Source organism: Pseudomonas sp. SK3(2021), from assembly GCF_016772375.1.
In the GTDB taxonomy this organism is placed as follows: domain Bacteria; phylum Pseudomonadota; class Gammaproteobacteria; order Pseudomonadales; family Pseudomonadaceae; genus Aquipseudomonas; species Aquipseudomonas chlororaphis_I.
The window spans coordinates 1,994,435-2,019,354 of the sequence record NZ_CP061943.1 but is presented as its reverse complement, the minus strand read 5'-3'; the positions used below and the strand labels follow the sequence as shown (position 1 = coordinate 2,019,354).

Annotated in this window: 26 protein-coding genes; 2 read left to right on the top strand and 24 right to left on the bottom strand. The window is 63.8% G+C overall.

The annotated features are described in order from the left end of the window. Positions 1–5: 5 nt before the first annotated feature. From ccmI to ccmA, 9 genes are all read right to left on the bottom strand, one after another. Positions 6–1,208, bottom strand: a complete 1,203-nt coding sequence (ccmI, locus tag IF690_RS09170) for a c-type cytochrome biogenesis protein CcmI (RefSeq protein WP_202699826.1) — start codon at positions 1,206–1,208, stop codon at positions 6–8. Further along, positions 1,205–1,675 (bottom strand): cytochrome c-type biogenesis protein, encoded by a 471-nt coding sequence (locus IF690_RS09165; protein WP_009047731.1) that lies wholly within the window; start codon positions 1,673–1,675, stop codon positions 1,205–1,207. The genes ccmI and IF690_RS09165 overlap by 4 nt, the downstream gene beginning before the upstream one ends. Further along, the gene (locus IF690_RS09160; RefSeq protein ID WP_038581077.1) at positions 1,672–2,208 is read right to left on the bottom strand and encodes a DsbE family thiol:disulfide interchange protein; all 537 of its coding nucleotides are present in this window, start codon (positions 2,206–2,208) and stop codon (positions 1,672–1,674) included. The genes IF690_RS09165 and IF690_RS09160 overlap by 4 nt, the downstream gene beginning before the upstream one ends. Next, entirely contained in the window at positions 2,205–4,193 is a 1,989-nt protein-coding gene (locus tag IF690_RS09155; protein ID WP_202699825.1) for a heme lyase CcmF/NrfE family subunit, read from the bottom strand. The genes IF690_RS09160 and IF690_RS09155 overlap by 4 nt, the downstream gene beginning before the upstream one ends. A 3-nt stretch (positions 4,194–4,196) precedes the next feature. Continuing rightward, positions 4,197–4,652, bottom strand: coding sequence for a cytochrome c maturation protein CcmE (gene ccmE, locus IF690_RS09150; RefSeq protein ID WP_009047728.1), 456 nt, complete (start codon positions 4,650–4,652; stop codon positions 4,197–4,199). After that, the gene (ccmD, locus tag IF690_RS09145; RefSeq protein ID WP_009047727.1) at positions 4,649–4,825 is read right to left on the bottom strand and encodes a heme exporter protein CcmD; all 177 of its coding nucleotides are present in this window, start codon (positions 4,823–4,825) and stop codon (positions 4,649–4,651) included. The genes ccmE and ccmD overlap by 4 nt, the downstream gene beginning before the upstream one ends. Continuing rightward, on the bottom strand, positions 4,822–5,577 hold the full coding sequence (locus IF690_RS09140; RefSeq protein WP_202699824.1) for a heme ABC transporter permease: 756 nt from the start codon (positions 5,575–5,577) through the stop codon (positions 4,822–4,824). Before IF690_RS09140 ends, ccmD begins: the two co-directional genes overlap by 4 nt. A 75-nt stretch (positions 5,578–5,652) precedes the next feature. Continuing rightward, positions 5,653–6,321: a heme exporter protein CcmB gene (gene ccmB / locus IF690_RS09135; RefSeq protein ID WP_007922033.1), complete on the bottom strand. Its 669-nt coding sequence runs from the start codon at positions 6,319–6,321 to the stop codon at positions 5,653–5,655. Further along, positions 6,318–6,953, bottom strand: a complete 636-nt coding sequence (gene ccmA, locus IF690_RS09130; protein WP_009047724.1) for a cytochrome c biogenesis heme-transporting ATPase CcmA — start codon at positions 6,951–6,953, stop codon at positions 6,318–6,320. The genes ccmB and ccmA overlap by 4 nt, the downstream gene beginning before the upstream one ends. A 198-nt stretch (positions 6,954–7,151) precedes the next feature. Between ccmA and fliK the strand changes: the two genes are divergently transcribed. Both fliK and IF690_RS09120 read left to right on the top strand, forming a co-directional pair. Beyond that, positions 7,152–8,723 (top strand): flagellar hook-length control protein FliK, encoded by a 1,572-nt coding sequence (fliK, locus tag IF690_RS09125; RefSeq protein ID WP_202699823.1) that lies wholly within the window; start codon positions 7,152–7,154, stop codon positions 8,721–8,723. Continuing rightward, a complete protein-coding gene (locus tag IF690_RS09120) occupies positions 8,720–9,049 on the top strand; it encodes an EscU/YscU/HrcU family type III secretion system export apparatus switch protein (RefSeq protein WP_202699822.1) in 330 nt (109 codons plus the stop codon). Before fliK ends, IF690_RS09120 begins: the two co-directional genes overlap by 4 nt. 106 nt (positions 9,050–9,155) lie before the next feature. Here IF690_RS09120 and IF690_RS09115 read toward each other — a convergent pair whose 3' ends face one another. From IF690_RS09115 to flhB, 15 genes are all read right to left on the bottom strand, one after another. After that, positions 9,156–9,548, bottom strand: a complete 393-nt coding sequence (locus tag IF690_RS09115) for a DUF2802 domain-containing protein (RefSeq protein ID WP_037033950.1) — start codon at positions 9,546–9,548, stop codon at positions 9,156–9,158. Further along, the gene (locus IF690_RS09110) at positions 9,549–10,031 is read right to left on the bottom strand and encodes a chemotaxis protein CheW (protein WP_007922496.1); all 483 of its coding nucleotides are present in this window, start codon (positions 10,029–10,031) and stop codon (positions 9,549–9,551) included. A 78-nt stretch (positions 10,032–10,109) separates the two neighbouring features. Next, positions 10,110–11,012: a CheW domain-containing protein gene (locus IF690_RS09105; protein WP_202699821.1), complete on the bottom strand. Its 903-nt coding sequence runs from the start codon at positions 11,010–11,012 to the stop codon at positions 10,110–10,112. Between the two features lie 84 nt (positions 11,013–11,096). Further along, a complete protein-coding gene (locus IF690_RS09100) occupies positions 11,097–11,885 on the bottom strand; it encodes a ParA family protein (protein ID WP_007922498.1) in 789 nt (262 codons plus the stop codon). A 50-nt stretch (positions 11,886–11,935) separates the two neighbouring features. Next, complete coding sequence (motD, locus tag IF690_RS09095; RefSeq protein ID WP_202699820.1) at positions 11,936–12,820, bottom strand: flagellar motor protein MotD; 885 nt, start codon at positions 12,818–12,820, stop codon at positions 11,936–11,938. A 10-nt stretch (positions 12,821–12,830) separates the two neighbouring features. Then, positions 12,831–13,571, bottom strand: coding sequence for a flagellar motor protein (locus tag IF690_RS09090; RefSeq protein WP_007922500.1), 741 nt, complete (start codon positions 13,569–13,571; stop codon positions 12,831–12,833). After that, positions 13,571–14,695: a protein-glutamate methylesterase/protein-glutamine glutaminase gene (locus tag IF690_RS09085; RefSeq protein WP_202699819.1), complete on the bottom strand. Its 1,125-nt coding sequence runs from the start codon at positions 14,693–14,695 to the stop codon at positions 13,571–13,573. Before IF690_RS09085 ends, IF690_RS09090 begins: the two co-directional genes overlap by 1 nt. A gap of 49 nt (positions 14,696–14,744) precedes the next feature. Continuing rightward, complete coding sequence (locus IF690_RS09080) at positions 14,745–17,024, bottom strand: chemotaxis protein CheA (RefSeq protein WP_202699818.1); 2,280 nt, start codon at positions 17,022–17,024, stop codon at positions 14,745–14,747. A gap of 27 nt (positions 17,025–17,051) precedes the next feature. Then, on the bottom strand, positions 17,052–17,840 hold the full coding sequence (locus IF690_RS09075) for a protein phosphatase CheZ (RefSeq protein WP_009042749.1): 789 nt from the start codon (positions 17,838–17,840) through the stop codon (positions 17,052–17,054). A gap of 30 nt (positions 17,841–17,870) precedes the next feature. Then, positions 17,871–18,242: a chemotaxis response regulator CheY gene (locus IF690_RS09070; RefSeq protein WP_003183998.1), complete on the bottom strand. Its 372-nt coding sequence runs from the start codon at positions 18,240–18,242 to the stop codon at positions 17,871–17,873. Between the two features lie 159 nt (positions 18,243–18,401). Next, positions 18,402–19,142 carry an RNA polymerase sigma factor FliA gene (fliA, locus tag IF690_RS09065; RefSeq protein ID WP_007922505.1) on the bottom strand — a complete coding sequence of 247 codons (741 nt, stop codon included), beginning with the start codon at positions 19,140–19,142 and terminating at the stop codon, positions 18,402–18,404. Further along, complete coding sequence (fleN, locus tag IF690_RS09060; RefSeq protein ID WP_025805213.1) at positions 19,139–19,969, bottom strand: flagellar synthesis regulator FleN; 831 nt, start codon at positions 19,967–19,969, stop codon at positions 19,139–19,141. Before fleN ends, fliA begins: the two co-directional genes overlap by 4 nt. A 118-nt stretch (positions 19,970–20,087) precedes the next feature. Continuing rightward, entirely contained in the window at positions 20,088–21,404 is a 1,317-nt protein-coding gene (flhF, locus tag IF690_RS09055; protein ID WP_081362346.1) for a flagellar biosynthesis GTPase FlhF, read from the bottom strand. Between the two features lie 11 nt (positions 21,405–21,415). After that, the gene (gene flhA, locus IF690_RS09050) at positions 21,416–23,545 is read right to left on the bottom strand and encodes a flagellar biosynthesis protein FlhA (protein ID WP_202699817.1); all 2,130 of its coding nucleotides are present in this window, start codon (positions 23,543–23,545) and stop codon (positions 21,416–21,418) included. 237 nt (positions 23,546–23,782) lie between these two features. Then, a complete protein-coding gene (flhB, locus tag IF690_RS09045) occupies positions 23,783–24,919 on the bottom strand; it encodes a flagellar biosynthesis protein FlhB (RefSeq protein ID WP_202699816.1) in 1,137 nt (378 codons plus the stop codon). Position 24,920 lies beyond the last annotated feature (1 nt).

Genomic DNA, 24,920 nt, shown 5'->3' with positions numbered 1-24,920 from the left:
TTCTCTTATTTATCCGGGCTGTCGATGGTCAGTTGTTGCGGCACGGTGGTGCTGCTGGCCAAAGGCTTGCTGCGACCGACCCACTCGCCGGCAGTCGGTTGGCCGGCGCGGGAAATGCGTGCAACCAGTTGGACTTCCGGGAAGTTCGACAGTTTCAACTGCGGCATCATTGCGTCGGCATCCCCCAGCTCCACCGTCACCGGCAGGTCGGCCACGGTCAGGCGCTTGGCCGCCAGCGGCACCGGCGGCCCGGAGGTGGCGCGGGCAAAGATGAACACGCTGTCGCCCGGTTGCACCTTGGCTTTCAGATCGGCGGCTAGGTCGACACGCACCTTGAGCAGCGCGGCGGCCTTGGGCGCGGGCGCCTGGGCCACTTTGCCACCCCTGGCCAGCAGTTTCTCGGTCGCCCGGTCGATGCCGCCCTGCAGCGCAGTGCGCGAGTTGTCGTCCGCCGGCAGTTGCGCCAGCAGGCGGTTCCAGTAATCGATGGCCTCTTGATAACGCTCGCCTTCGAAGGCGGCGATCCCTAGCAGGCCGAGGCTGGTGACTTCCTTCGGGTCAGCCTTCAGCGCTTCGTCGGTCAGGGCCTGGACCTTGTCCGACCATTGCTTGCCGTCGGCGAAGTACTGCGCCTGCGCCCACTGGCCGAGCAGTTCCGGCTGGCGGCCGGCCAGGGCCACGGTGCGCTCGAAGATCTTCGCCGCGTCCGCCGGGCGGTCCTGGGCCATGTAGGTACGGCCGAGGAAGTACAGGCCCTCGGCGGAATCCGGCTGGGCGGCGACCGCGCGCTCGAGGCGGCGGGTCATCTCCTCCATGGATTGCGGGGCCTGGGCGAATTCACGGGTCAGCTCGACCTTGTCGCTGGCGCCGAAATGCAGGTACAGGCCCAGGCCCAATAGCGGCACCAGCAACGCCGCCAGCAATGGCAACGGCTTGCCCAGGCCGGACACCCGGGCCGGTTCCGCGCCCTCGGTGTCGGCCAGCAGTTCCCGCGCGGCTTCGGCGCGGCCGCTGTCCATCTGCTCGGCGCTGAGCACGCCTTCGGCCTGCTGGCCTTGCAACTCGGCCACGCGTTCTTGATAAAGCGCCACGTTCAGCGCGGTACGATCCTCTTCACGCTGGGCGCGACGGCCACGTAGAACCGGGATCAGCAGAAAACTCAGGGCTACCAGGAGCAGCAGGCCTGCGGCGAGCCAGAAATCAATCATTCGCGGTCTTTATCCAACAGTTGGTCGAGGCGCTGACGCTCCTCGGCGGAAAGTGTGCTCGGGCTGTCGCTGCGCTCTACGCGCCGACGCCGGACGATCACGGCGATGATCACCACGCCCCCGAGCAGCAGGCCGGCCGGGCCGAACCAGAGCAAGGCGGTCTTGCCGGTCAAGGCCGGCTTGTAGCGCACGAAGTCGCCATAGCGGTCGACCATGAAGTCGATGATCTGCTGGTTGTCCTTGCCTTCGCCAAGCATGCGGAAGATCTCCTTGCGCAGGTCCGCGGCGATCGGCGCGTTGGAATCGGCGATGTCCTGGTTCTGGCACTTGGGGCAACGCAGCTCCTTGGTCAGTTCGCGAAAACGCTCGCGCTCGGCATCGTTGGCGAACTCATAGGTATCGATCGCCGCGTGGGCCACGCCAGCGATGCTCAGGCCCAGGACGGCCGCGGCCAGCCAGCGCTTCATGGCTTGGCCTCATCGGCCAGGGCCTGGTACTTGGCGGCCAGCTTCTCGCGCCACACCGCTTCGTCGATCACCCCGACGTATTTGTCGCGGATGATGCCCTTGGCGTCGATGAAGAAGGTTTCCGGCGCGCCGTACACCCCGAGGTTCAGGCCCAGGGTGCCCTCCTCGTCGCGGATATCCAGCTGGTAAGGGTTGTGGAACTCGGCCAGCCACTTCAGGGCGTCGGCGTTGACGTCCTTGTAGTTGACGCCATAGATGTTCACGCCCTGCTGCGCCAGCTTGTTCAGCACCGGGTGCTCGACCCGGCAGGAAATGCACCAGGTGCCCCAGACGTTGACCAGCGCCGGCTTGCCCAGCAGGTCGGCGCGGGTCAGGGTCTTGTCGCCCTGCACCGATGGCAGGGAGAACTCCGGGAACGGCTTGTCGATCATCGCCGACGGCAGCTCGGCCGGGTCCAGGTACAACCCGCGGTAAAGGAACACCGCCACCAGCAGGAACAGCGCCAGCGGCAACAACATTATCCAGCGTCTCATGCAGTGGCTCCTGTCATGCCCAGGGCTTCGCGCACCCGGGTCTTCACCTTGACCCGATAACGCCGGTCGAGGGCCGCCAGCAGGCCACCAAAACCGGTGAGCAGGCCGCCGAACCAGATCCAGCGCACGAACGGCTTGACGTGCACCCGCACGGCCCAGGCGCCCTCGCCCAGCGGCTCGCCGAGGGCGACGTAGAGGTCACGGGTGAAACCGGCGTCGATCCCGGCCTCGGTCATCACCGAGTTCTGCACCGTGTAGAGGCGTTTTTCCGGGTGCAGCACGGCAATTTCCTTGCCGTCGCGGATCACCCGCACCGTGCCCTTGTCGGAGGTGAAGTTGGGGCCTTCGAAATGCTTGGCGCCCTCGAAGACGAAGTGATAGCCGGCCAGGTCCATGGACTCGCCCGGCTCCAGGCGCAGGTCGCGCTCGGCGCTGTTCTGGCTCGACAGCACCACGCCCAGGGCGCAGACCGCGATGCCCAGGTGCGCCAGTTGCATGCCCCAGTAGCTGCGGGTCAGGCCCGGCAGGCCCTTGACCAGGCCTTTGTGGCGGGTCTTGTCGAAGATGTCGCGGACCCCGGCGAGCAATACCCAGGCCGCCAGCATGAAGGTCGCCAGCACCGCCCAGTTGAAGTCGCCGTAGGCGATACCGGCCACCACCGCCAGCGTGGCGCTGCCCAGCAGCACCGGGGTCAGCATGCTCACCAGCCATTTGACCGGGGTGTCTTTCCAGCGCACCACCACGCCGACCGCCATCACCACCATCAGCAGTGCCATCAGCGGGATGAACAGCGCGTTGAAGTACGGCGGACCGACCGACAGCTTGGCCCCGGTCAGGGCATCCAGCACCAGCGGGTACAGGGTGCCCAGCAGGATCATCGAGGCCGCCACCACCAGCACCAGGTTGTTGCCCAGCAGCAGGGTTTCCCGCGACCAAAGATTGAAGCCGACCTGGCTCTTGACCACTGGCGCGCGCAGGGCGAACAGGGTCAGCGAACCGCCGACCACGAACAGCAGGAAGATCAGGATGAACACGCCGCGCTCGGGGTCCGAGGCGAAGGCGTGTACCGAAGTCAGCACCCCGGAACGCACCAGGAAGGTTCCCAGCAGGCTCAGGGAGAACGCGGCGATGGCCAGCAACACGGTCCAGCTCTTGAACACACCGCGCTTTTCGGTGACCGCCAGCGAGTGGATCAAGGCGGTGCCCACCAGCCACGGCATGAACGAGGCGTTTTCCACCGGGTCCCAGAACCACCACCCCCCCCAGCCGAGTTCGTAGTAGGCCCACCAGGAGCCGAGGGTGATACCGATGCCGAGGAATGCCCAGGCGACTATGGTCCAGGGTCGCGACCAGCGCGCCCAGGCCGCGTCCAGGCGACCGCCAAGCAGCGCGGCGATGGCGAAGGCGAAGGCCACGGAGAAACCGACATAGCCCATGTAGAGCATCGGCGGGTGCACGATCAGGCCGATGTCCTGCAGCAGCGGGTTGAGGTCGCGGCCGTCGCCGGGCACCTGCGGCAGGATCCGCGCGAAGGGGTTGGAGGTGACGATCAGGAACAGCAGGAAGCCGGTGCTGATCATGCCCATCACCGCCAGCACCCGCGCCAGCATCACCTGCGGCAACTGCCGGGAGAACACCGACACGGCGAAGGTCCAGCCACCGAGGATCAGCGCCCAGAGCAGCAACGAGCCCTCGTGGGCGCCCCACACCGCGCTGAACTTGTAGTACCAGGGCAAGGCGCTGTTGGAGTTGCTGGCGACATAGGCCACCGAGAAATCATCGACCATGAAGGCGTAGGTCAGGCAGCCGAAGGCGAAGGTCAGGAAGGCGAACTGTCCCCAGGCCGCGGGCTGCGCCAGGCCCATCCACAGGCGGTCGCCGCGCCAGGCGCCGAGCAGCGGCACCACGGCCTGGACCAGGGCAAAACACAGGGCCAGGATCATCGCCAGATGGCCGAGTTCGGGAATGAAGATTGCGGATGTCATCGGTCAGCCCTCCTTGGCCGGAGCCGGCGCCATTTGCCCACTGTCTTTGAGGGCCTTGGTCACTTCCGGCGGCATGTACTTCTCGTCGTGCTTGGCCAGCACTTCGTCGGCCACCACCACGCCATCGGCGTTGAGCTTGCCCAGGGCGACGATGCCCTGCCCTTCGCGGAACAGGTCCGGAAGGATGCCGCGGTAGGTGATGGTCACGGCCTTGTTGAAGTCGGTGACCACGAAACGCACATCCAGCGAATCCGCCGAGCGTTGCAGCGAGCCCATCTGCACCATGCCGCCGGCGCGGATCCGCGTATCATGGGGGGCTTCGCCGTTGGCGATCTGGGTCGGGGTGTAGAACAGGTTGATGTTCTGTTGCAGGGCGCTCAGCGCCAGGCCGACGGCGACACCCACGCCACCCAGCACGCCGAGGATGATCAACAGACGCTTTTTACGCAGCGGATTCACTGATTGTTCTCCCGGCGCAGACGACGCGCCTCTTGTTGCAGGTAACGCTTGCGGGCCAGCAACGGCACCGCCACGTTGAGGACCAGCACCACCAGGCAGATGCCGTAGGCTGACCAGACATACAGGCCGTGATGGCCCATGGCGAGAAAGTCGGCGAAGGAAGCGAAACTCATGATGCGGCCTCCAGGCTGTTCTGCACTTCGGCCCTGACCCAGCTGGCGCGGGCTTCGCGCTTGAGCACTTCAAGGCGCATGCGCAGCAACAGCACCGCGCCGAAGAAACAATAGAAGCCCAGCACCGTCAGCAACAGCGGCAGCCACATCTCGACGGGCATCGCCGGCTTTTCGGTGAGGGTGAAGGTCGCGCCCTGGTGCAGGGTGTTCCACCACTCCACCGAGTATTTGATGATCGGGATGTTGATCACCCCGACGATGGCCAGCACCGCGCAGGCCTTGGCCGCGCTGTCGCGGTTGCTGATGGCGTTGCCCAGGGCGATCAGGCCGAAATACAGGAACAGCAGGATCAGCATGGAGGTCAGGCGCGCATCCCAGACCCACCACGAGCCCCAGGTCGGCTTGCCCCAGATGGCTCCGGTGACCAGCGCCACGGCGGTCATCCAGGCGCCGATGGGCGCCGCGCATTGCAGGGCGACGTCGGCCAGTTTCATCTTCCACACCAGGCCCACCACCCCGCACACCGCCAGCATCACGTAGATGGACTGGGCCAGCATGGCGGCGGGAACGTGGATGTAGATGATGCGAAAGCTGTTGCCTTGCTGATAGTCCGGCGGCGCAAAGGCCAGGCCCCAAATGACGCCAACGGTGATCAGCAGCAACGCTGCGATGCTCAACCAGGGCAACAGCTTGCTGCTGATGCCGTAAAACCACTTGGGCGAGCCGAGCTTATGAAACCAGGTCCAGTTCATACTGTTTCCATCACGGTGCCGTGCATTGTCACGCACGGCCAGGGTCTTTACTGATCAAAATTTGATCAGACCTCATTATTCGCCGACGCTGATCTTCAGGCCAGCCGCTATTGCAAAAGGTGTCAGGGTTACTGCCAGGGCGGTCAGGCTACCAAGCCACAGCAGATAACCGGTCGCCGGCATGCCCTGCAGGGCCGCCTGCAAGGCGCCACTGCCGAGAATCAATACCGGGATGTACAGGGGCAGGATCAGCAGCGCCAGCAACAGGCCGCCACGCTTGAGTCCTACCGTCAATGCCGCACCCACCGCTCCCAGCAGACTGAGCACCGGCGTGCCCAGCAACAGGGACAGCAACAGCACCGGCAGACAGGCGGTGGGCAGACCGAGCATCAGGGCCAACAGGGGCGCAAGCAATACCAGTGCCAGGCCGGAGAAGGCCCAGTGTGCCAGCACCTTGGCCAGAACCAGAAGAGGCAGGGGGTGCGGCGAAAGGACCCACTGTTCCAAGGATCCGTCCTCGAAATCACTGCGAAAAAGCCCGTCCAGCGAGAGCAAAACCGATAATAAGGCCGCTACCCAGACTAGTCCTGGAGACAAGGTTTGCAACAATTGTGTCTCAGGTCCCACCGCCAATGGGAACAGTGAGACGACAATGGCGAAGAACACCAGCGGGTTGGCCAGTTCGGCGGGACGGCGGAACAGCAGCCGGGATTCGCGGGCAACCAGCAGTCCGAAAACACTCATACGGCCCAATGCCCCAGATCGATGTCGCGATAGCCGGCCGGCATGCGGCTCAGGGTGTGGTGGGTGGTGAGAATCACCATGCCACCGCGTTCGCAGTGGCCGGCCAGGTGCTCTTCCAGTTGCGCCACGCCCTGTTTGTCCAGGGCGGTGAAGGGTTCGTCGAGGATCCACAGCGGCGGGCTGTCCAGGTACAGCCGGGCCAGCGCCACCCGGCGCTGCTGGCCGGCGGACAGGGTGTGACAGGGCACATCCTCGAAGCCGCGCAGGCCGACCGCCGCCAGGGCCTGCCAGATGGCCTCGCGCCCGGCGGGCTGATGCAGGGCGCAGAGCCAACTGAGGTTTTCCTCGGGGGTCAGCAAGTCCTTGATCCCGGCCGCATGGCCGATCCACAACAGGTTGCGCGCCAGCTCCGCACGCTGGGCATTGAGCGGCTGGCCGTTGAGCAGCACCTGGCCGCTGGTTGGCTGCATCAACCCGGCCAGCAGGCGCAACAGGCTGGTCTTGCCGCTGCCGTTGGGGCCGCTGATCTGCAACATGTCGCCGCTGGCCAGACGCAGTTCGAGCTTTTCGAAGAGCAGCCGCAGGTCACGCTCACAGGCAAGCGCTACGGCTTCTAGAAGAGGACTGGTCAAATGATCGCGGGCCTTTACGGTTCAAGTCGGCAGTGGAGCAGCCGTTAAAGAGATGCAGAATAAACGCATCGGCGGCCTGTTCCAGAGAGCTGCGTCAAACTTTTGCGATGTTTTCGCCACGCCCCCCGAAGACGGGCGGCATTATACATGCGATGCCCTACTCTCAAGAGGGCTTATTTCTCCACAGGTTGTGTCCAGATGACAGGCGAAATCACCCTTCCTCCGCTGCCACAGCTGACGCCGGGAACCGTGCGTGCGCTGCCGATCGGCGGTGAGCTGCTCACATTGCTGCAGCCGCTGGAAGGCCTGATCGCCGCCGGCCAATCGGCCAAGGCCGAAGTGCTGTCGCTCAAGCAGGCGGACCAGACGTTCCAGCTGTTGCTCAAGCTGACCCTCGACAGCGGCCGGCAGACCACCGTCCAGGCCACCAGCAGCCAGCCGCTGCCCCTGGGCAGCAGCCTGGCGGTGACCCAGCCGTCGGCCGGCAACCTGGCCATTACCGTGCAGCAGGCGATTGCCGCCAGCGTCGCCACCCTGACTCGCCTCGACACCGCACAGCTTCCCGTCGGCACCCTGCTGCAAGGCAAGGTGCTGACCACCCAGCTGCAACCCCAGGCAGCCGGGCAACCGGCGGTCTATCGCTCGCTGGTGAGCCTGCTCAACACTGCCTTGAGTGGCAGCACCCTGAGCATCGACAGCCCGCAACCCTTGCGCATCGGCAGCCTGCTGAGCGCCCTGGTGCAAGGTTCGCAGAGCTTGAGCCTGGTGCCGCTGAGCGGGCGTCAGGAGCAACTGGCGATTGCCCAGCAGTTGGCCGCCCAGCAAAGCCGCCAGGCCTCGCTGACCGGCCTGATCAATGCCTTGCAGAATCTGCCGCCCTCCGACAACGCTTCCAGCGAGCTGCGTGCCGCGGTGGACAAGCTGCTCGCCGGCCTGCCCGACCTCCAGCAACTGAGCAACCCCAAGGCGCTGGCCCAGGCCCTGGGCAACAGCGGCGCCTTCCTCGAGTCGCGGCTGCTGGCCGGCGACAATCCGGGCCTGGCCGGCGACCTGAAGGGCAACCTGCTGCGCCTGATTGCCCAGATGACGCCGGGCCTGCCGAGCAGCACCAGTTTCAACGCGATCATTGCCGCCAACACCCTGGTCCAGGTGTTGCCGAGCTTTGTCCGCAGTGCCCTGGGCACCCTCGGCCAGGTCAGCGCCAAGCCCCAGCCGGGGGGGTTCCCCCTGCCCTCGCGGCTGCTGCAAAGCCTCGAGGAGGAAGGCGACCTGGAGCATCTGCTGCGCCTGGCCGCGGCGGCTGTTTCGCGCCTGCAGAGCCACCAACTGGCGAGCCTGGAACAGAGCGGCCTGACCGATGACGGACGGCTGCTGAGCACCTGGCAACTGGAAATCCCGATGCGCACGATGCAGGACGTCGTGCCCTTGCAGGTCAAGTTCCAGCGCGAAGAGCCGGCGGAAAAACCGCCCGAGGAAAAACGCCAGGAACGTGAACCGAAGCAGCAACTGTGGCGCGTCGAACTGGCGTTCGAGCTCGAGCCCCTGGGCCCGCTGCAGGTGCAGGCGCAATGGCTCAAGGGCCGCCTGTCCAGCCAGCTCTGGGCGCAGCGGCCGTTTACCGCGAGCCTGATAGAAAGCCATCTGGGCAGCCTGCGTGAACGGCTGCTCGCGTCCGGCCTGGATGTCGGTGATCTGGACTGCCATCTCGGCACGCCGCCGCAAGGCCCGAAAACCCGACTGGAACAACGCTGGGTCGATGAAACCGCATGAATAATCCCACCCCACCACGCCAGGCCATCGCCCTCAAGTACGACGGCCAGCACGCCCCCACGCTGACCGCCAAGGGCGACGACGAACTGGCCGAAGCCATCCTGAAGATCGCCCGCGACTGTGAAGTGCCGATCTATGAGAACGCCGAGCTGGTGAAGCTGCTGGCGCGCATGGAACTGGGCGACAGCATTCCCGAGGAGTTATATCGGACCATCGCCGAAATCATTGCCTTCGCCTGGAGCCTCAAGGGCAAGTTCCCGGCCGGGCATGAGCCGCAGGAAGCGGCGCTGGAGAAGGACGTCACCGACTGCGGCGACGATTACTGACTGTAGCCGCTGCCGCAGGCTGCGATAAGGCCGAAGGCCTTCAGCGATCCTAAGATCCCTGCGGCCGTTCCGGCCGTTCGCAGCCTGCGGCAGCGGCTACGGGATTTCAGCTTTTGTGCAACTTGCTCATCAACTCGGCCTCGGCCTGGGTCAAGCCGCAGGACTGAGTGAGTTCGTCGACGCTGGCGCCCATGCCCACCAGGCGCGCGGCCTGGGCGAAGGACAGGCTCGACGGATCGCGCTGCTCCAGCTGGGCCAGCTTGTCCGGCAACGGGCCGACCACCGCACGCAGCTCATGCAGGTCCTCGCCCATGCGCACCGTACCGTTCTGGTAATCATCGACGCGCTTGGCCAGGTCCTTGATGCGCTGATCGCGCAGCGCATCGCCCTGGGCCTGCTGGGCGGCGATCTGCCGCTGAGCGCGGATATAGGCCAGGAACATCGCCAGCGTGCCTGCCCAAAAGAGGAACAGGACAATAACCGCAACCTCGAGAATCAATCAGATACTCTCCAGTTCCGACCACTCTTCTTCGCTCATCATCTTGTCCAGCTCGACCAGAATCAGCAGCTCGCCGTTCTTGTTGCACACGCCCTGGATGAACTTGGCCGACTCTTCGTTACCGACGTTCGGCGCAGTCTCGACTTCCGACTGGCGCAGGTAAACCACTTCCGCCACGCTGTCGACCATGATCCCGACCACTTGCTTGTCGGCTTCGATGATCACGATGCGGGTGTTGTCGTTGACCTCGGTCGGCACCAGGCCGAAACGCTGGCGGGTGTCGATCACGGTCACCACGTTGCCGCGCAGGTTGATGATGCCCAGCACGTAGCTCGGGGCACCCGGCACCGGTGCAATCTCGGTGTAGCGCAGGACTTCCTGGACGCGCATCACGTTGATGCCGTAGGACTCGTTATCCAGCTTGAAGGTTACCCATTGCAGGATCGGATCTTCGGAACTCTGTGCAGACGACGACTTATTCATACCCCTGACCCCTCAAAAAACCGTTGGAAACGGTGTGTGTTCTGTGTGGCCGCACCGTCGGTGCAGCCTGTTGTTGGTCTATATCGGCTTCGGTGCCGGTTTACTGATCGCCATGTGTTTCGCCCCGCCGCTGGCGATCAGCTCGGCCAGCTCGGAAACGTCCAGCAGCGCGCACATATGCTCGATGACCGTCCCCGCCAGCCATGGCCGCTGGCCACGGTGGCTGCGCCATTTGATTTCGTTCGGGTCCAGGCGCAACGAGCGGCTGACCTGATGCACCGCCAGCCCCCACTCGTAGCCCTGGACCGAGATCACGTATTGCAGGCCCTGGCGGAAGTCGTCGCGGTAGCGGTCGGGCATCACCCAGCGCGCGGTATCCAGCACCTTGAGGTTGCCGGCCTGGCTCGGCAGGATCCCGAGGAACCATTCCGGCTGGCCGAACAACGGCGTCAGTTCATGCCCCGCCAGGGAGTAGATCGATCCCAGGCAGACCAGCGGTACCGCCAGGGTCAACCCGGCGACATCGAACAGCAGGCACTCGAAGGGTTCCGCCGCCCAGCTCGGCCGGTCGTCACCCGCCACCGGGGGTGGCGTACTGCTGGGCGGCCGATGCACCTCGACCACCGGGGCGACCACGCCTTGCAGCAAGGGCGCAACGCTCGACAAGGTGGCCGGCAATGGCGCGGGCGCCTCCAGCACCGGGGCGACCACGGACGCCTCGACCCGCGCTATCGGCGCGACAACCACCGCGGCTGGCGGCGTACGCTGGACCTGGGCATCGCGGGCCTGTTCTTCGAGCACCGCGGCCTGGAACTCATCCAGGACCTCGCTCGACACCGCCACCTCTTCCAGCGCTGCCTGAACCTTGGGCAGCACCTCGGGAACCGCGAATTCTTCTTCGGTGGCGTCCTGCAGCAACGCGTCCAGGTAGGACTGCAGCGCCAGCTGCGGCCGGGACGTAACGTCGACAGGACGATTCATGAGGATGCCCACGGATAAAACCCAGCACAGTGACCTGTAGGGTTTATCGGCCAGACCGATAGCAGACTTGAATGCTCCGCCACGTCAGGCCACCTGCGGGACAAGTTGCTGGGCCAGCAAGTGCTTGAGCAAGGCGCGATAGGCCAGTACGCCACGGCTCTTGCCGTCGAACTGCGAAGGCGTCAGCCCGGCCCGGCTGGCATCGCGCAGGCGTGTGTCGACCGGGATGTAGCCCTGCCAGATCTCATCCGGGAACTTGTCGCGCAACACCCGCAAGGTGCCCAGGGACGCCTGGGTCCGGCGGTCGAACAGGGTCGGCACGATGCTGAACGGCAGCGCCTGTTTGCGCGAGCGGTTGATCATCGCCAAGGTATTGACCATGCGCTCCAGGCCCTTGACCGCCAGGTGCTCGGTCTGCACCGGGATCACCAGTTGCTGGCTCGCCGCCAAGGCATTGACCATCAGCACGCCGAGCAACGGCGGACTGTCGATCACCGCATAGTCGAAATCCTGCCACAGCTGCGCCAGGCTCTTGGCGATCACCAGGCCCAGGCCGCTCTGCCCCGGCGACTGGCGCTCCAGGGTGGCCAGCGCGGTGCTCGATGGCAGCAGGGAAATACGTTCGTCGCTGGTCGACAGCAGCAACTGCCCGGGCAAGCCCTCGGGGACGCTGCCCTTGTGCAGGAACAGGTCGTAGTTACTGTGTTCCAGGCTGTCGGGGTCATAGCCGAAATAGCTGGTCATGGAGCCGTGGGGGTCGAGATCGACCACGACCACGCGCTTGCCCGCCTCGGCCAGCAACCCGGCTAAAGCGATGGAACTGGTGGTCTTACCGACGCCACCCTTTTGATTGGCAACTGCCCAGACTCTCATTCAGATTGTTCCTCCCGGCAGGCGCGGGCCGACCGAGAAATAGCACCCAGTTATAAAGCCGGTGACGGAGAATTGACGGCACTCTCGCGTCCCGGCGTCTTGACTGGCGTAGGTGCAGTTTGTGTGCCAGCCCGCTTCAATGCCGCATCCGGTGTTGCATGGGCGGTGCCGGTGCCTGTCAGGCTGCGGCGTACATCGAGATTGCGCGACACCACCAGCACCACCCGACGGTTGCGGGCGCGGCCATCGGCCGTCGCGTTATTGGCTACCGGCTGGAACTCGCCGTAGCCGACCGACGCCAGGCGCTGCGGATTGACCCCCTGCATCGCCAGCATCCGCACGATGCTCGCCGAACGGGCCGACGACAGTTCCCAGTTGGTCGGGTACTGCGCGGTCTGGATCGGCTGGTTGTCGGTAAAACCCTCGACGTGAATCGGGTTGTCGAAGGGTTTGAGGATCGCCGCCACCTTGTCGATGATGTTGAACGCCAGGTCGCTGGGCATCGCATCGCCGCTGCCGAACAACAGGCTGGAGTTGAGTTCGATCTCGACCCACAGCTCATTGCCGCGCACGGTCATCTGGTTGGAGCTGATCAGGTCGCCAAAGGCCGCACTGATATCGTCGGCGATGCTTTTCAGCGGGTCGCTGGCACCAGCGATACCGGCGTCGGTCTGTTCGCTGTCCTTGACCAGCGGCTTGGCCGGGGTCACGGTATGGGGCCGCTCCTCACCGATGGGAATCGGCTTGAGGGCGCGATCCGAGTCGGTGAACACGCCAATCAACGCTTCGGAAATGACCTTGTACTTGCCCTCGTTGATCGAGGAGATCGAGTACATGACCACGAAAAAGGCGAACAGCAAGGTGATGAAGTCCGCGTAGGACACCAACCAGCGTTCATGATTGACGTGTTCCTCATGCCGGCGACGACGTGACATGGCTATTCCCTTAGTCCATGAAGCCTTGCAGCTTCAACTCAATGGAACGAGGGTTTTCACCTTCGGCAATCGACAGGATTCCTTCAAGCAACATTTCGCGATAACGCGACTGCCGCAAGGCTATGGACTTGAGCTTGGCGGCGATCGGCAGCAACACCAGGTTGGCGCTGGCCACACCGTAGATGGTCGCGACGAAGGCCACCGCGATACCGCTGCCCAGCTGCGACGGGTCGGCCAGGTTGCCCATGACATGGATCAGGCCCATGACCGCACCGATGATGCCGATGGTCGGCGCGTAGCCGCCCATGCTTTCAAAGACCTTGGCCGCTTCGATGTCGCGGCTTTCCTGGGTGTAGAAATCCACTTCCAGGATGCTGCGGATGGACTCCGGCTCGGCGCCGTCCACCAGCAGTTGCAAGCCCTTGCGCGAGTAGGTGTCGGGCTCGGCATCCGCCACGCCTTCCAGGCCCAGCAGGCCTTCCTTGCGGGCGGTCAGGCTCCAGTTGACGACGCGGTCGATGCCGCCGGGCAGGTCGACCCGCGGCGGAAACAGGATCCAGCCGAGGATCTGCATGGCCCGCTTGAAGGCGCTCAACGGCGACTGCAGCAACGCCGCGCCGATGGTCCCGCCCAACACGATCAGCGCCGCCGGACCATTGGCCAGGGCCGACAGATGACCGCCTTCCAGGTAGTTGCCACCGATGATGGCGACGAACGCCATGATGATCCCGATGAGGCTTAGAACATCCATCAGAGACAAGCCTCGACCAGGTGCTTGCCGATCTCGTCCAGGCCGTACACCGCATCCGCCAGCTCCGCCTTGACGATCGCCATCGGCATCCCGTAGATCACGCAACTCGCCTCATCCTGGGCCCAGACCGCGCTACCGCCCTGCTTGAGCAGGCGCGCGCCTTCGCGACCGTCGGCGCCCATGCCGGTGAGCACCACCGCCAGAACTTTGTCGCCGTAGGACTTGGCCGCCGAACCGAAGGTGATGTCCACGCACGGCTTGTAGTTCAGGCGCTCGTCGCCCGGGAGGATTTTCACCGCGCCACGGCCGTCGACCATCATCTGCTTGCCACCAGGAGCCAGCAATGCCAGGCCCGGACGCAGGATGTCGCCATCCTCGGCTTCCTTGACGCTGATCCGGCAGAGCTTGTCCAGGCGTTCGGCGAACGCCTTGGTGAAGGCCGCCGGCATGTGCTGGATCAGCACGATCGGCGCCGGGAAGTTGGCCGGCAACTGGGTCAGCACCCGCTGCAGGGCCACCGGACCACCGGTGGAGGTACCGATGGCCACCAGCTTGTAGGCCTTGCGCTTGGGCGCTGGCGACGACGCGCCGGCGGCCGGCGTACGGGCGGCAATCGGTGCCGGAGCCGGACGCGCCGGGGCCGTGCCACTGAAACTGCCAGGGCTCGATGGCGCAGGGGCCGCTGCCGGCAGTGGCGCCGGCGCACTGTAGCTGCTGAAACGACGGTTACTGCGCGAGATGCTGTGGACCTTCTCGCACAGCAGTTGCTTGACCTTCTCCGGATTGCGCGAGATGTCTTCGAAATTCTTCGGCAGGAAATCCACCGCGCCGGCATCCAGCGCATCCAGGGTCACCCGGGCGCCTTCATGGGTCAGCGAGGAGAACATCAACACCGGCGTCGGGCAGCGCTGCATGATGTGCCGCACCGCCGTGATGCCATCCATCATCGGCATCTCGTAGTCCATGGTGATCACGTCCGGCTTGAGCGCCAGCGCCTGATCGATCGCCTCTCTGCCGTTGGTCGCGGTACCGACGACCTGGATATTGATATCCGCTGAAAGAATTTCCGAGACGCGGCGGCGGAAGAACCCCGAATCGTCCACCACCAGGACCTTGACTGCCATAAACACTCCGTTAGGCGGGGCAAGGCAAATGGCCCCGCCCCTCCGGTATTCAAATACGCCGTGCGGCGTAACGCTTGAGCATGCTCGGAACATCGAGAATCAGTGCGATGCGGCCGTCACCGGTGATGGTGGCGCCAGACATGCCCGGAGTTCCCTGGAGCATCTTGCCCAATGGCTTGATGACGACTTCTTCCTGGCCGACCAGTTGATCGACGACGAAGCCGATCCGCTGGGTGCCGACCGAAAGGATCACCACATGGCCTTCGCGCTGCTCTTCGTGAGCGGCGGAGCTGACCAGCCAGCGCTTGAGGTAGAACAGTGGCAACGCCTTGTCGCGGACGATCACCACCTCCTGGCCGTCGACCACGTTGGTGCGCGACAGGTCCAGGTGGAAGATTTCGTTGACGTTGACCAGCGGGAAGGCGAACGCCTGGTTGCCCAGCATCACCATCAGGGTCGGCATGATCGCCAGGGTCAGCGGCACCTTGATGACGATCTTCGACCCCTGGCCTTTGGTCGAGTAGATGTTGATCGAGCCGTTGAGCTGGGAAATCTTGGTCTTCACCACGTCCATGCCCACGCCGCGGCCGGATACATCGGAGATCTCGGTCTTGGTCGAGAAGCCCGGGGCGAAGATCAGGTTGTAGCACTCGGTGTCGCTCAGGCGATCGGCGGCATCCTTGTCCATCACCCCACGCTTGACCGCAATGGCGCGCAGGACATTCGGGTCCATGCCTTTGCCGTCATCGGAAATCGACAACAGGATGTGGTCGCCTTCCTGTTCGGCCGCCAGCACCACCTTGCCGCCACGGGGCTTGCCCGCCTCCTCGCGCTCTTCCGGCGACTCGATACCGTGGTCGACGGCGTTGCGCACCAAGTGCACCAGCGGGTCGGCCAGGGCCTCGACGAGGTTCTTGTCGAGGTCGGTCTCTTCGCCGACCAGCTCCAGGTTGATCTCTTTCTTGAGCTGGCGGGCCAGGTCGCGAACCAGGCGCGGGAAACGCCCGAAGACCTTCTTGATCGGCTGCATCCGGGTCTTCATCACCGCGGTCTGCAAGTCGGCCGTGACCACGTCGAGGTTCGACACGGCCTTGGACATGGCTTCGTCGCCGCTGTTGAGCCCCAGGCGCACCAGGCGGTTACGCACCAGTACCAGCTCGCCGACCATGTTCATGATTTCGTCCAGCCGCGCGGTATCGACCCGCACGGTGGTTTCGGCTTCGCTGACCGGCTTTTCCGCCGGGGCGGCAGCCGGAGCACGAGCAGGCGCCGGCGCAGCGGCGGCGGCTGGTTTCGGCGCTTCGACCTTGGCTTCGGCTTTCTTCGCTGCCGGCTTGGCGACGGCGGCAGGCGCCGAGGCCGTGACCGCCGTTGCGCTCCCCTTGGTCGCGGCGGCAGCAGGTACTTCAGAGAACTTGCCCTTGCCATGCAGCTCGTCGAGCAGGGATTCGAATTCCTGGTCGGTGATCAGGTCGCTACCGGCGGCAGCCGCGCTTGGCGCAGCCGGTGGTACCGCCGCTGCCACTGCGCAATCCAGCGCCTCTACCGCAAAGTTGCCCTTGCCGTGCAACTGATCCAGCAGCGCTTCGAATTCGTCATCGGTGATTTCGTCGCTGGCCGCGGCTTTTTCCGCCGCGGGCGCCGTGGCCGAAGGTGCCACCGCATCCGGTGCGAACTGACCCTTGCCATGCAATTGATCGAGCAGCGACTCGAACTCGGCGTCGGTAATTTCGTCGCTGGCCGCTTCGCCACCGGTCGCGGGCGCAACGGGGGCAACAGCGGCCGGGGCTTCGGCCTCGGCCTTGGCGGCATTGAGAGAATCGAGCAACTGCTCGAACTCGCTGTCGGTAATATCGCCGGACTCGCTTTCGGCCGATTCGGCAACGCTTTCAACAACTGCCTCAACCTCGGCCACCGGCGCGGCGACCTCCTCGGCTCCGGCAGGCTCGGCCAGGCGGGCCAGGGCAGCCAGCAACTCCGGGGTGGCGGCGGTGATCTCGGTACGCTCGCGCACCTGGCCGAACATGCCGTTCACCGCGTCCAGCGCTTCGAGCACCACGTCCATCAGTTCCGCGTCGACGCGACGCTCACCCTTGCGCAGGATGTCGAACACGTTTTCGGCGATGTGGCAGCACTCCACCAGCTCGTTGAGCTGGAGGAAGCCGGCGCCCCCTTTTACAGTGTGAAAACCGCGAAAAATTGCGTTGAGCAGATCCGCATCGTCCGGCCGGCTTTCCAGCTCGACCAGTTGTTCGGACAGTTGCTCTAGAATCTCGCCGGCCTCAACCAGAAAATCCTGGAGGATTTCTTCATCGGCGCCGAAGCTCATTAATGGGTGCTCCTACTAGGTCTGAGCCTAAAATCCAAGGCTGGAAAGCAAATCGTCGACATCGTCCTGACCGGATACAACGTCTTCACGTTTATCGGCATGAATCTGCGGACCTTCACCCTTGGCCAGATGTTTTTGCGGATCTTTTTCAGCAAGGATCGATTCACGGTCATGTTCGATGCCGGCAAAACGATCGACTTGGCTGGCCATCAGGACCAGCTTGAGCAGGTTGCTCTCGACTTCGGTGACCAACTGGGTCACGCGCTTGATCACCTGACCGGTCAGGTCCTGGTAGTCCTGCGCCAGCAGAATGTCGTTGAGGTTGCTCGATACCGCGCGCGTCTCTTGCTCGCTGCGGGTCAGGAAACCGTCCACCCGGCGGGCCAGGTCGCGGAACTCCTCGGCGCCCAGTTCGCGGCGCATGAAACGTCCCCAGTCGGCGCTCAGGGCCTGGGCTTCGCTGCTCAGGCCATTGACCAACGGGGTGGCGCTCTCGACCAGATCCATGGTGCGGTTGGCCGCGGCCTCGGTCAGCCTGACCACATAAGACAGGCGCTCGGTGGCATCCGTGATCTGTGAAACTTCCTCGGCTTGCGGCATATGCGGGTCAATCTGGAAATTGACGATGGCGCTATGCAGCTCGCGGGTGAGCTTGCCGACTTCCTGGTACAGGCCGCGGTCACGGGTCTGGTTGAGCTCATGGATCAGTTGCACGGCTTCGCCGAACTTGCCTTTTTCGAGGCTGTCGACCAGTTCGAGTGCGTGTTTTTTCAGGGTCGATTCGAAATCGCCCAATGAAGATTCGTTGTGCTCCATAGCTCCCCCGTGGCGGAATGGTTCCACATCTCAACCGATGCGTTCGAAGATCTTCTCGATCTTTTCTTTCAACGCCTGGGCCGTGAAGGGCTTGACCACATAGCCGTTTACGCCGGCCTGGGCAGCTTCGATGATCTGTTCGCGCTTGGCTTCAGCGGTCACCATGAGTACCGGCAGGTGCTTGAGTTTTTCATCGGCGCGCACATGGCGCAGCAGATCGATACCGGTCATGCCAGGCATGTTCCAGTCCGTTACCAGAAAGTCGATGCTCCCACTGTTGAGGACCGGAATGGCGGTGGTGCCATCGTCAGCCTCGACCGTGTTGGTGAACCCCAGGTCACGCAACAGGTTTTTTATGATCCGCCGCATCGTTGAGAAGTCATCAACGATGAGGATTTTCATGTTCTTGTCCAATTCGACCTCCAAGCAGTCTTAAACGCGTCCAGCACCTGAACGCGCCATTCAATCAATCAGGCAGAGCACTCAACGACTGCATGGAATACACACCGCAAGACCGGCAACGTCGTGCCAGTCTCGTTCGCAGTGTCCCCACACTGCCTGTCAGCGCGCTCGCCACTCCCCCAAACGCCCCCGCAAACGGGCCGCGCACTGGCTGTGTAACTGGCTGACCCGCGATTCGCTGACTCCCAGGACCTCACCGATTTCCTTGAGGTTCAGCTCTTCGTCGTAGTACAGCGCCAAGACCAGTCGCTCACGCTCCGGCAAATTGGCAATCGCGTCCGCCAGCGCGGCCTGGAAACGTTCGTCCTCCAGGTCGCGCGACGGCTCGAGATGAGCACTCGCGCCATCCTCATGCAGCCCTTCATGCTCGCCGTCCTGCAACAGGTCGTCGAAGCTGAACAGGCGACTGCCCAAGGTGTCGTTCAAAATCCCGTAATAATCGTCGAGACTCAATTGAAGTTCGGCCGCAACTTCATGATCTTTAGCGTCACGACCGGTTTTAGCTTCAATTGCGCGAATGGCATCGCTCACCATCCGGGTATTGCGATGTACCGAACGCGGCGCCCAGTCACCTTTACGGACCTCATCGAGCATCGCACCACGGATACGGATACCCGCGTACGTCTCGAAACTCGCGCCCTTGCTCGCGTCGTACTTGGTCGACACTTCGAGCAGGCCGATCATCCCGGCCTGGATCAGGTCTTCGACCTGGACACTGGCCGGCAGGCGCGCCAGCAGGTGATAGGCAATACGCTTGACCAGGGGCGCATAACGCTCGATCAATTCGTACTGGCTGTCACGTGCCGACTTTTTGTAAAGGTTGTAGCCGCTGGCGCTCATAGCACCGGTCCCGCTGTCTGATGCACTAGCCGCTCGACGAAAAATTCCAGATGCCCACGTGGGTTGGCCGGCAACGGCCAGGTATCGACTTTCTGCGCGATGGCCTTGAACGCCAGCGAGCATTTCGAACGCGGAAACGCCTCATAGACCGCACGCTGCTTTTGCACGGCCTTGCGCACGCATTCGTCGTAAGGCACGGCGCCGACATATTGTAGGGCCACGTCCAGGAAGCGATCCGTGACCTTGGTCAACTTGGCGAACAGGTTGCGCCCTTCCTGCGGGCTCTGCGCCATGTTGGCGAGCACACGGAAGCGGTTCATGCCGTAGTCGCGGTTGAGCAGCTTGATCAGCGCGTAGGCGTCGGTGATCGAGGTCGGTTCGTCGCAGACCACCAGCAAGACTTCCTGCGCGGCGCGGACGAAGCTGACCACCGAGTCACCGATGCCGGCAGCGGTGTCGATCACCAGCACATCGAGATTGTCGCCGATGTCGCTGAAGGCCTGGATCAGGCCGGCATGCTGGGCCGGGCTCAGATGAACCATGCTCTGGGTGCCGGACGCCGCCGGCACGATACGGATTCCACCCGGCCCCTGCAGCAGCACATCGCGCAGCTCGCAGCGGCCCTCGATCACGTCGGCGAGGGTCCGTTTGGGGGTCAGTCCCAATAGCACGTCGACGTTAGCCAGACCCAGGTCGGCGTCCAGCAGCATGACGCGCCGGCCGAGCTCCGCTAGGGCCAGGGACAAGTTCACTGACACGTTAGTCTTGCCGACGCCACCCTTGCCGCCGGTCACCGCGATCACCTGTACGGGATGCATGCTGCCCATGTTCTTTCTTTACCTTGTCTTACTTAGACGGGGCCACATAACTGGCTGCGCGTTCACCAACGGAACAATGCCTGGCAGACCATCGATGTAGGTACATTGCAATCTTTTCATGATTCCCTCAGCCAACCCGCTTGGTCGGGTTGTGGTAGAGGTCAGCGAACATGTCAGCCATGGCTTCTTCGCTGGGTTCTTCCTGCATCTGCACGCTCACCGCACGACTGACCAGCTGATGACGGCGCGGCAAGTGCAGATCGTCCGGAATCCGCGGGCCATCGGTCAGATAGGCAACGGGGAGTTCGTGACTGATCGCCAGGCTCAACACCTCACCAAGGCTGGCGGTTTCATCCAGTTTAGTCAGGATGCAGCCGGCCAGCCCGCAACGCTTGTAGCTGTGGTACGCGGCGGTTAGAACCTGTTTCTGGCTGGTGGTTGCCAATACCAGATAATTTTTTGCCCTGATCCCGCGTCCGGCCAGACTTTCCAGCTGCATGCGCAGGGCCGGGTCGCTGGCTTGCAGGCCGGCGGTGTCGATCAGCACCACGCGTTTGCGCAGCAGCGGATCGAGGGCTTGCGCCAGGGACTGGCCCGGGTCGACATGGGTCACCGAGACGTTGAGGATCCGGCCCAGGGTCTTGAGCTGCTCCTGGGCGCCGATGCGGTAGCTGTCCATGCTCACCAGCGCGATGTTCTGCGCGCCGTACTTGAGCACGTAGCGGGCGGCCAGCTTGGCCAGGGTGGTGGTCTTGCCCATGCCGGCGGGGCCGACCATGGCGATCACTCCACCCTCTTCCAATGGCTCGACTTCCGGGGTCACGATCATCCGCGCCAGGTGGGCCAGGAGCATGCGCCAGGCCTGGCGGGGCTCGTCGATTTCAGTGATCAGCGCCAGCAGGTCGCGGGCCAGCGGACCGGACAAGCCGATACGCTGCAGGCGCCGCCACAGGTTGGCCTGCTCGGGCCGGCTGCCTTGCAGCTGGCTCCAGGCCAGGGAACCGAGCTGGACTTCCAGCAGCTCGCGCAAGCCGTTGAGTTCAAAACGCATCGAGTCCAGTGCCCGCTGATCGACAGCCGGCGCGGCGGCCACCGGAGCCGGGCGATGGGGCTCGCTGAACGTCGGTTCGATCAGCGGCTCGGCGGCGGTCAGCGGCAGGCCGGCGAACAGCTGGCGATTGGTGCTGCCATCGCCATCGCCACGCAGGCTCAGTTCCGCCTGGGCGGTGACGATGCGCGACTGAGTCTTGCGCAGTTCGTCCTCGAGCTCCATGTTCGGAACCCGCGGCGCCAGCGCCGACAGCTTGTAATCCAGGGCAGCCGTCAGCTCGACACCGCCAGCGATGCGGCGATTGCCAATGATGGCGGCGTCGGCGCCCAGCTCATCACGAACCAGCTTCATGGCCTGACGCATATCGGCGGCGAAAAAACGCTTAACTTGCATAACCCACTACCTCAGCCGTTGGGCCCTACTGTCGCAACGATGGTCACTTGCTTGTTGTCAGGGATTTCCTGATAAGCCAACACGTGCAAGCCCGGGACCGCCAGGCGCCCGAACCGCGAGAGCATCGCGCGGACCGGACCGGCTACCAGCAGAATCACCGGTTGACCTTGCATTTCCTGGCGCTGCGCAGCTTCGATCAACGAACGCTGCAGCTTTTCAGCCATGCTTGGCTCCAACAGAACCCCCTCTTCCGAGCCCTGTCCTGCCTTCTGCAGACTGTTGAGCAAAATCTGTTCCAACCTGGGCTCCAAGGTGATCACAGGCAGCTCGGACTCAGTCCCTACAATGCTTTGCACGATGGCGCGTGACAATCCGACGCGCACCGCGGCCACCAAAGCGGCAGTATCTTGACTCTTGGCGGCATTGTTCGCGATGGCCTCGGCAATGCTGCGGATATCGCGCACCGGCACCTGTTCGGCCAGCAGCGCCTGCAACACCTTGAGCAACTGGGACAACGAGAGAACGCCCGGCACCAGCTCTTCCGCCAGCTTCGGCGAGCCCTTGGCCAGCAGTTGCAGGAGCTGCTGGACTTCTTCGTGGCCGATCAGCTCGCTGGAGTGCTTGTAGAGAATCTGGTTGAGGTGGGTGGCGACCACGGTACTGGCGTCGACCACGGTGTAGCCCAGCGACTGCGCCTGGGCGCGCTGGCTGATCTCGATCCACACCGCCTCCAGGCCGAAGGCCGGATCTTTGGCGGTGATACCGTTGAGCGTGCCATAGACCTGCCCCGGATTGATCGCCAGCTCGCGATCCGGGTAAATCTCGGCCTCGGCCAGGATCACCCCCATCAGCGTCAGCCGGTAAGCACTGGGCGCCAGGTCGAGGTTGTCACGAATATGCACGGTCGGCATGAGGAAGCCCAGGTCCTGGGACAGCTTCTTGCGCACGCCCTTGATCCGCGCCAGCAGTTGCCCACCCTGGTTGCGGTCCACCAGGGGAATCAGCCGATAGCCGACTTCCAGGCCGATCATGTCGATCTGGGTCACGTCATCCCAGCCCAGCTCCTTGGTTTCCATGGCGCGGGCCGGCGAAGGCAGCAGTTCCTGCTGGCGCTTGACCTCTTCCAGCGCCTTGACCCTGACCACGTTCTGGCGCCTCCAGAACAGGTACGCGGCGCCGGCCGCCAGGGCCGCCATGCTCAGGAAGGAAAAGTGCGGCATGCCCGGCACCAGGCCCATCACCGCCATCAGGCCGGCGGCGACGGCCAGGGCCCGGGGCGAGGCGAACATCTGCCGGTTGATCTGCTTGCCCATGTCTTCGGAACCGGAAGCACGGGTCACCATGATCGCGGCCGCGGTGGACAGCAACAGCGATGGCAATTGCGCCACCAAACCGTCACCGATGGTCAGCAAGGCGTAGACCCGACCGGCATCGCCGAAGGACATGTGGTGCTGGAAGATACCGACCGCCATGCCGCCGATCAGGTTGATGAACAGAATCAGCAGGCCGGCGATGGCGTCACCACGGACGAACTTGCTGGCACCGTCCATGGAACCGTAGAACTCGGCTTCCTGGGCCACTTCCTGGCGCCGCGCCTTGGCCTGGGCCTGGTCGATCAGGCCGGCGTTGAGGTCGGCGTCGATGGCCATCTGCTTGCCCGGCATCGCATCGAGGGTGAAACGCGCGCTCACCTCGGAAATCCGCCCGGCCCCCTTGGTCACCACCACGAAGTTGATGATCATCAGGATCGCGAACACCACGATACCGACCACGTAGTTACCGCCGATCACCACCTCGCCGAAGGCCTGGATCACCTTGCCGGCGGCAGCGTGACCGTCCTGGCCGTGGAGCATCACCACCCGCGTGGAAGCCACGTTCAGCGCCAGGCGCAGCAGGGTCGCCACCAGCAGGATGGTCGGGAATACCGCGAAATCCAGCGGCCGCAGGGCATACACGCAGACCAGCAGGACAACGATCGACAGGGCGATGTTGAAGGTAAAGAACACGTCCAGCAGGAACGGTGGCACCGGCAGCATCATCATGGCCAGCATGACCAGCAGCAACAGCGGCACACCCAGGTTCCCCCGACTGAGGTCAGCCAGGTTAGTGCGAGCCGTACTGATTAACTGAGAGCGATCCACCGGTATTCCCCGTTCCCTTGAAGCAAACTTTTGACGCCTGGAAGCGGCGCAGGGCGGGTATTGCAAGAAGCCTTCCAACTTTGGCCTGGAAGGAAAACTGATTTATGGCGTTGCGCCATCAGTCGTCATAAAAGGCGCTTTCAGCGCCATCGCGAGCAAGCTCGCTCCTACAGGCCGGGCGTGAATTCTGCAGGAGCGAGCTTGCTCGCGATAACGTCGGCACAGCCAACGCCGACCTCAGGCATCGCGACGCAAATCCGGTGGAATCGGCAGGTCCTTGAGCGGATCGGGGCGCTTGCCCTTGCCGGCGCGGTGCTGGCGAATCTGATAGACATACGCCAGCACCTGGGCCACCGCCAGATAGAGCCCGGCGGGGATTTCCTGCTCCAGTTCGGTGGAGTAGTAGATCGAACGCGCCAACGCCGGCGACTCCAGCAACAGCACTTCGTTGGCCACGGCGATCTCGCGGATCTTCAGCGCCAGGAAATCACTGCCCTTGGCCAGCAACACCGGCGCCCCGCCCTTCTCGGCGTCGTACTTGAGCGCCACGGCGTAGTGGGTCGGGTTGGTGATGACCACGTCCGCCTCGGGAATCGCCGCCATCATCCGCCGCTGCGACATCTCGCGCTGGACCTGGCGAATCCGCTGCTTGACCTCCGGACGCCCTTCCTGGTCCTTGTGCTCGTCCCGCACTTCCTGCTTGGTCATCAGCAGTTTCTTGTAGCTCTGGTACAGCTGCACCGGCACGTCCACCGCGGCGATCAGGATCAGCCCGCAGGCCATCCACAAGGTGCTCCAGGCCACTACTTGCACGCTATGGATGATCGCTTGCTCCAGCGGTTCATGGGCGATCCGCAGCAGGTCGTCGATATCCGAGGACAGCACCGACAAAGCCACGATCAGGATCACCACGAACTTGGCGAAGGCCTTGAGCAACTCGATCAGCGAAGTCGGTGACACCATGCGCTTTATGCCGCTGAGCGGGTTCATGCGACTGAACTTGGGCGCCAGGCTCTTGGTCGTAAACAACCAGCCGCCCAAGGAGATAGGACCTATGAGCGCCGCCAGCACCAAGGGCAGCAGGATCGGCATCGAGGCGATAATCGCGATCTTGCCCGAATGCAGCAGGTACAGGCCCATGGCGCCAGGGCTGAGCAGCACCTCGCGCGGCAGGGAGAAATTCAGGCGCATGATTTCCAGCAGGTCTTGCGCCACCCCCGCCCCGTAGATCAGCAGGCCGGCAGCCCCGATCATCATGATCGCCAGGGTGTTGAGCTCTTTGGAGCGGGCAATCTCGCCCTTTTCCCGGGAGTCCTTTTTACGCTTCTCCGTGGGGTCTTCTGTCTTGTCCTGACCGCTCTCGCTCTCAGCCATG

Coding starts and splice junctions, on each gene's coding strand:
- ccmI (WP_202699826.1), bottom strand. CDS start 1,208: ATGATTGATTTCTGGCTCGCCGCAGGCCTGCTGCTCCTGGTAGCCCTG.
- IF690_RS09165 (WP_009047731.1), bottom strand. CDS start 1,675: ATGAAGCGCTGGCTGGCCGCGGCCGTCCTGGGCCTGAGCATCGCTGGC.
- IF690_RS09160 (WP_038581077.1), bottom strand. CDS start 2,208: ATGAGACGCTGGATAATGTTGTTGCCGCTGGCGCTGTTCCTGCTGGTG.
- IF690_RS09155 (WP_202699825.1), bottom strand. CDS start 4,193: ATGACATCCGCAATCTTCATTCCCGAACTCGGCCATCTGGCGATGATC.
- ccmD (WP_009047727.1), bottom strand. CDS start 4,825: ATGAGTTTCGCTTCCTTCGCCGACTTTCTCGCCATGGGCCATCACGGC.
- IF690_RS09140 (WP_202699824.1), bottom strand. CDS start 5,577: ATGAACTGGACCTGGTTTCATAAGCTCGGCTCGCCCAAGTGGTTTTAC.
- ccmB (WP_007922033.1), bottom strand. CDS start 6,321: ATGAGTGTTTTCGGACTGCTGGTTGCCCGCGAATCCCGGCTGCTGTTC.
- fliK (WP_202699823.1), top strand. CDS start 7,152: ATGACAGGCGAAATCACCCTTCCTCCGCTGCCACAGCTGACGCCGGGA.
- IF690_RS09120 (WP_202699822.1), top strand. CDS start 8,720: ATGAATAATCCCACCCCACCACGCCAGGCCATCGCCCTCAAGTACGAC.
- IF690_RS09110 (WP_007922496.1), bottom strand. CDS start 10,031: ATGAATAAGTCGTCGTCTGCACAGAGTTCCGAAGATCCGATCCTGCAA.
- IF690_RS09105 (WP_202699821.1), bottom strand. CDS start 11,012: ATGAATCGTCCTGTCGACGTTACGTCCCGGCCGCAGCTGGCGCTGCAG.
- IF690_RS09100 (WP_007922498.1), bottom strand. CDS start 11,885: ATGAGAGTCTGGGCAGTTGCCAATCAAAAGGGTGGCGTCGGTAAGACC.
- motD (WP_202699820.1), bottom strand. CDS start 12,820: ATGTCACGTCGTCGCCGGCATGAGGAACACGTCAATCATGAACGCTGG.
- IF690_RS09090 (WP_007922500.1), bottom strand. CDS start 13,571: ATGGATGTTCTAAGCCTCATCGGGATCATCATGGCGTTCGTCGCCATC.
- IF690_RS09085 (WP_202699819.1), bottom strand. CDS start 14,695: ATGGCAGTCAAGGTCCTGGTGGTGGACGATTCGGGGTTCTTCCGCCGC.
- IF690_RS09080 (WP_202699818.1), bottom strand. CDS start 17,024: ATGAGCTTCGGCGCCGATGAAGAAATCCTCCAGGATTTTCTGGTTGAG.
- IF690_RS09075 (WP_009042749.1), bottom strand. CDS start 17,840: ATGGAGCACAACGAATCTTCATTGGGCGATTTCGAATCGACCCTGAAA.
- IF690_RS09070 (WP_003183998.1), bottom strand. CDS start 18,242: ATGAAAATCCTCATCGTTGATGACTTCTCAACGATGCGGCGGATCATA.
- fliA (WP_007922505.1), bottom strand. CDS start 19,142: ATGAGCGCCAGCGGCTACAACCTTTACAAAAAGTCGGCACGTGACAGC.
- fleN (WP_025805213.1), bottom strand. CDS start 19,969: ATGGGCAGCATGCATCCCGTACAGGTGATCGCGGTGACCGGCGGCAAG.
- flhF (WP_081362346.1), bottom strand. CDS start 21,404: ATGCAAGTTAAGCGTTTTTTCGCCGCCGATATGCGTCAGGCCATGAAG.
- flhB (WP_202699816.1), bottom strand. CDS start 24,919: ATGGCTGAGAGCGAGAGCGGTCAGGACAAGACAGAAGACCCCACGGAG.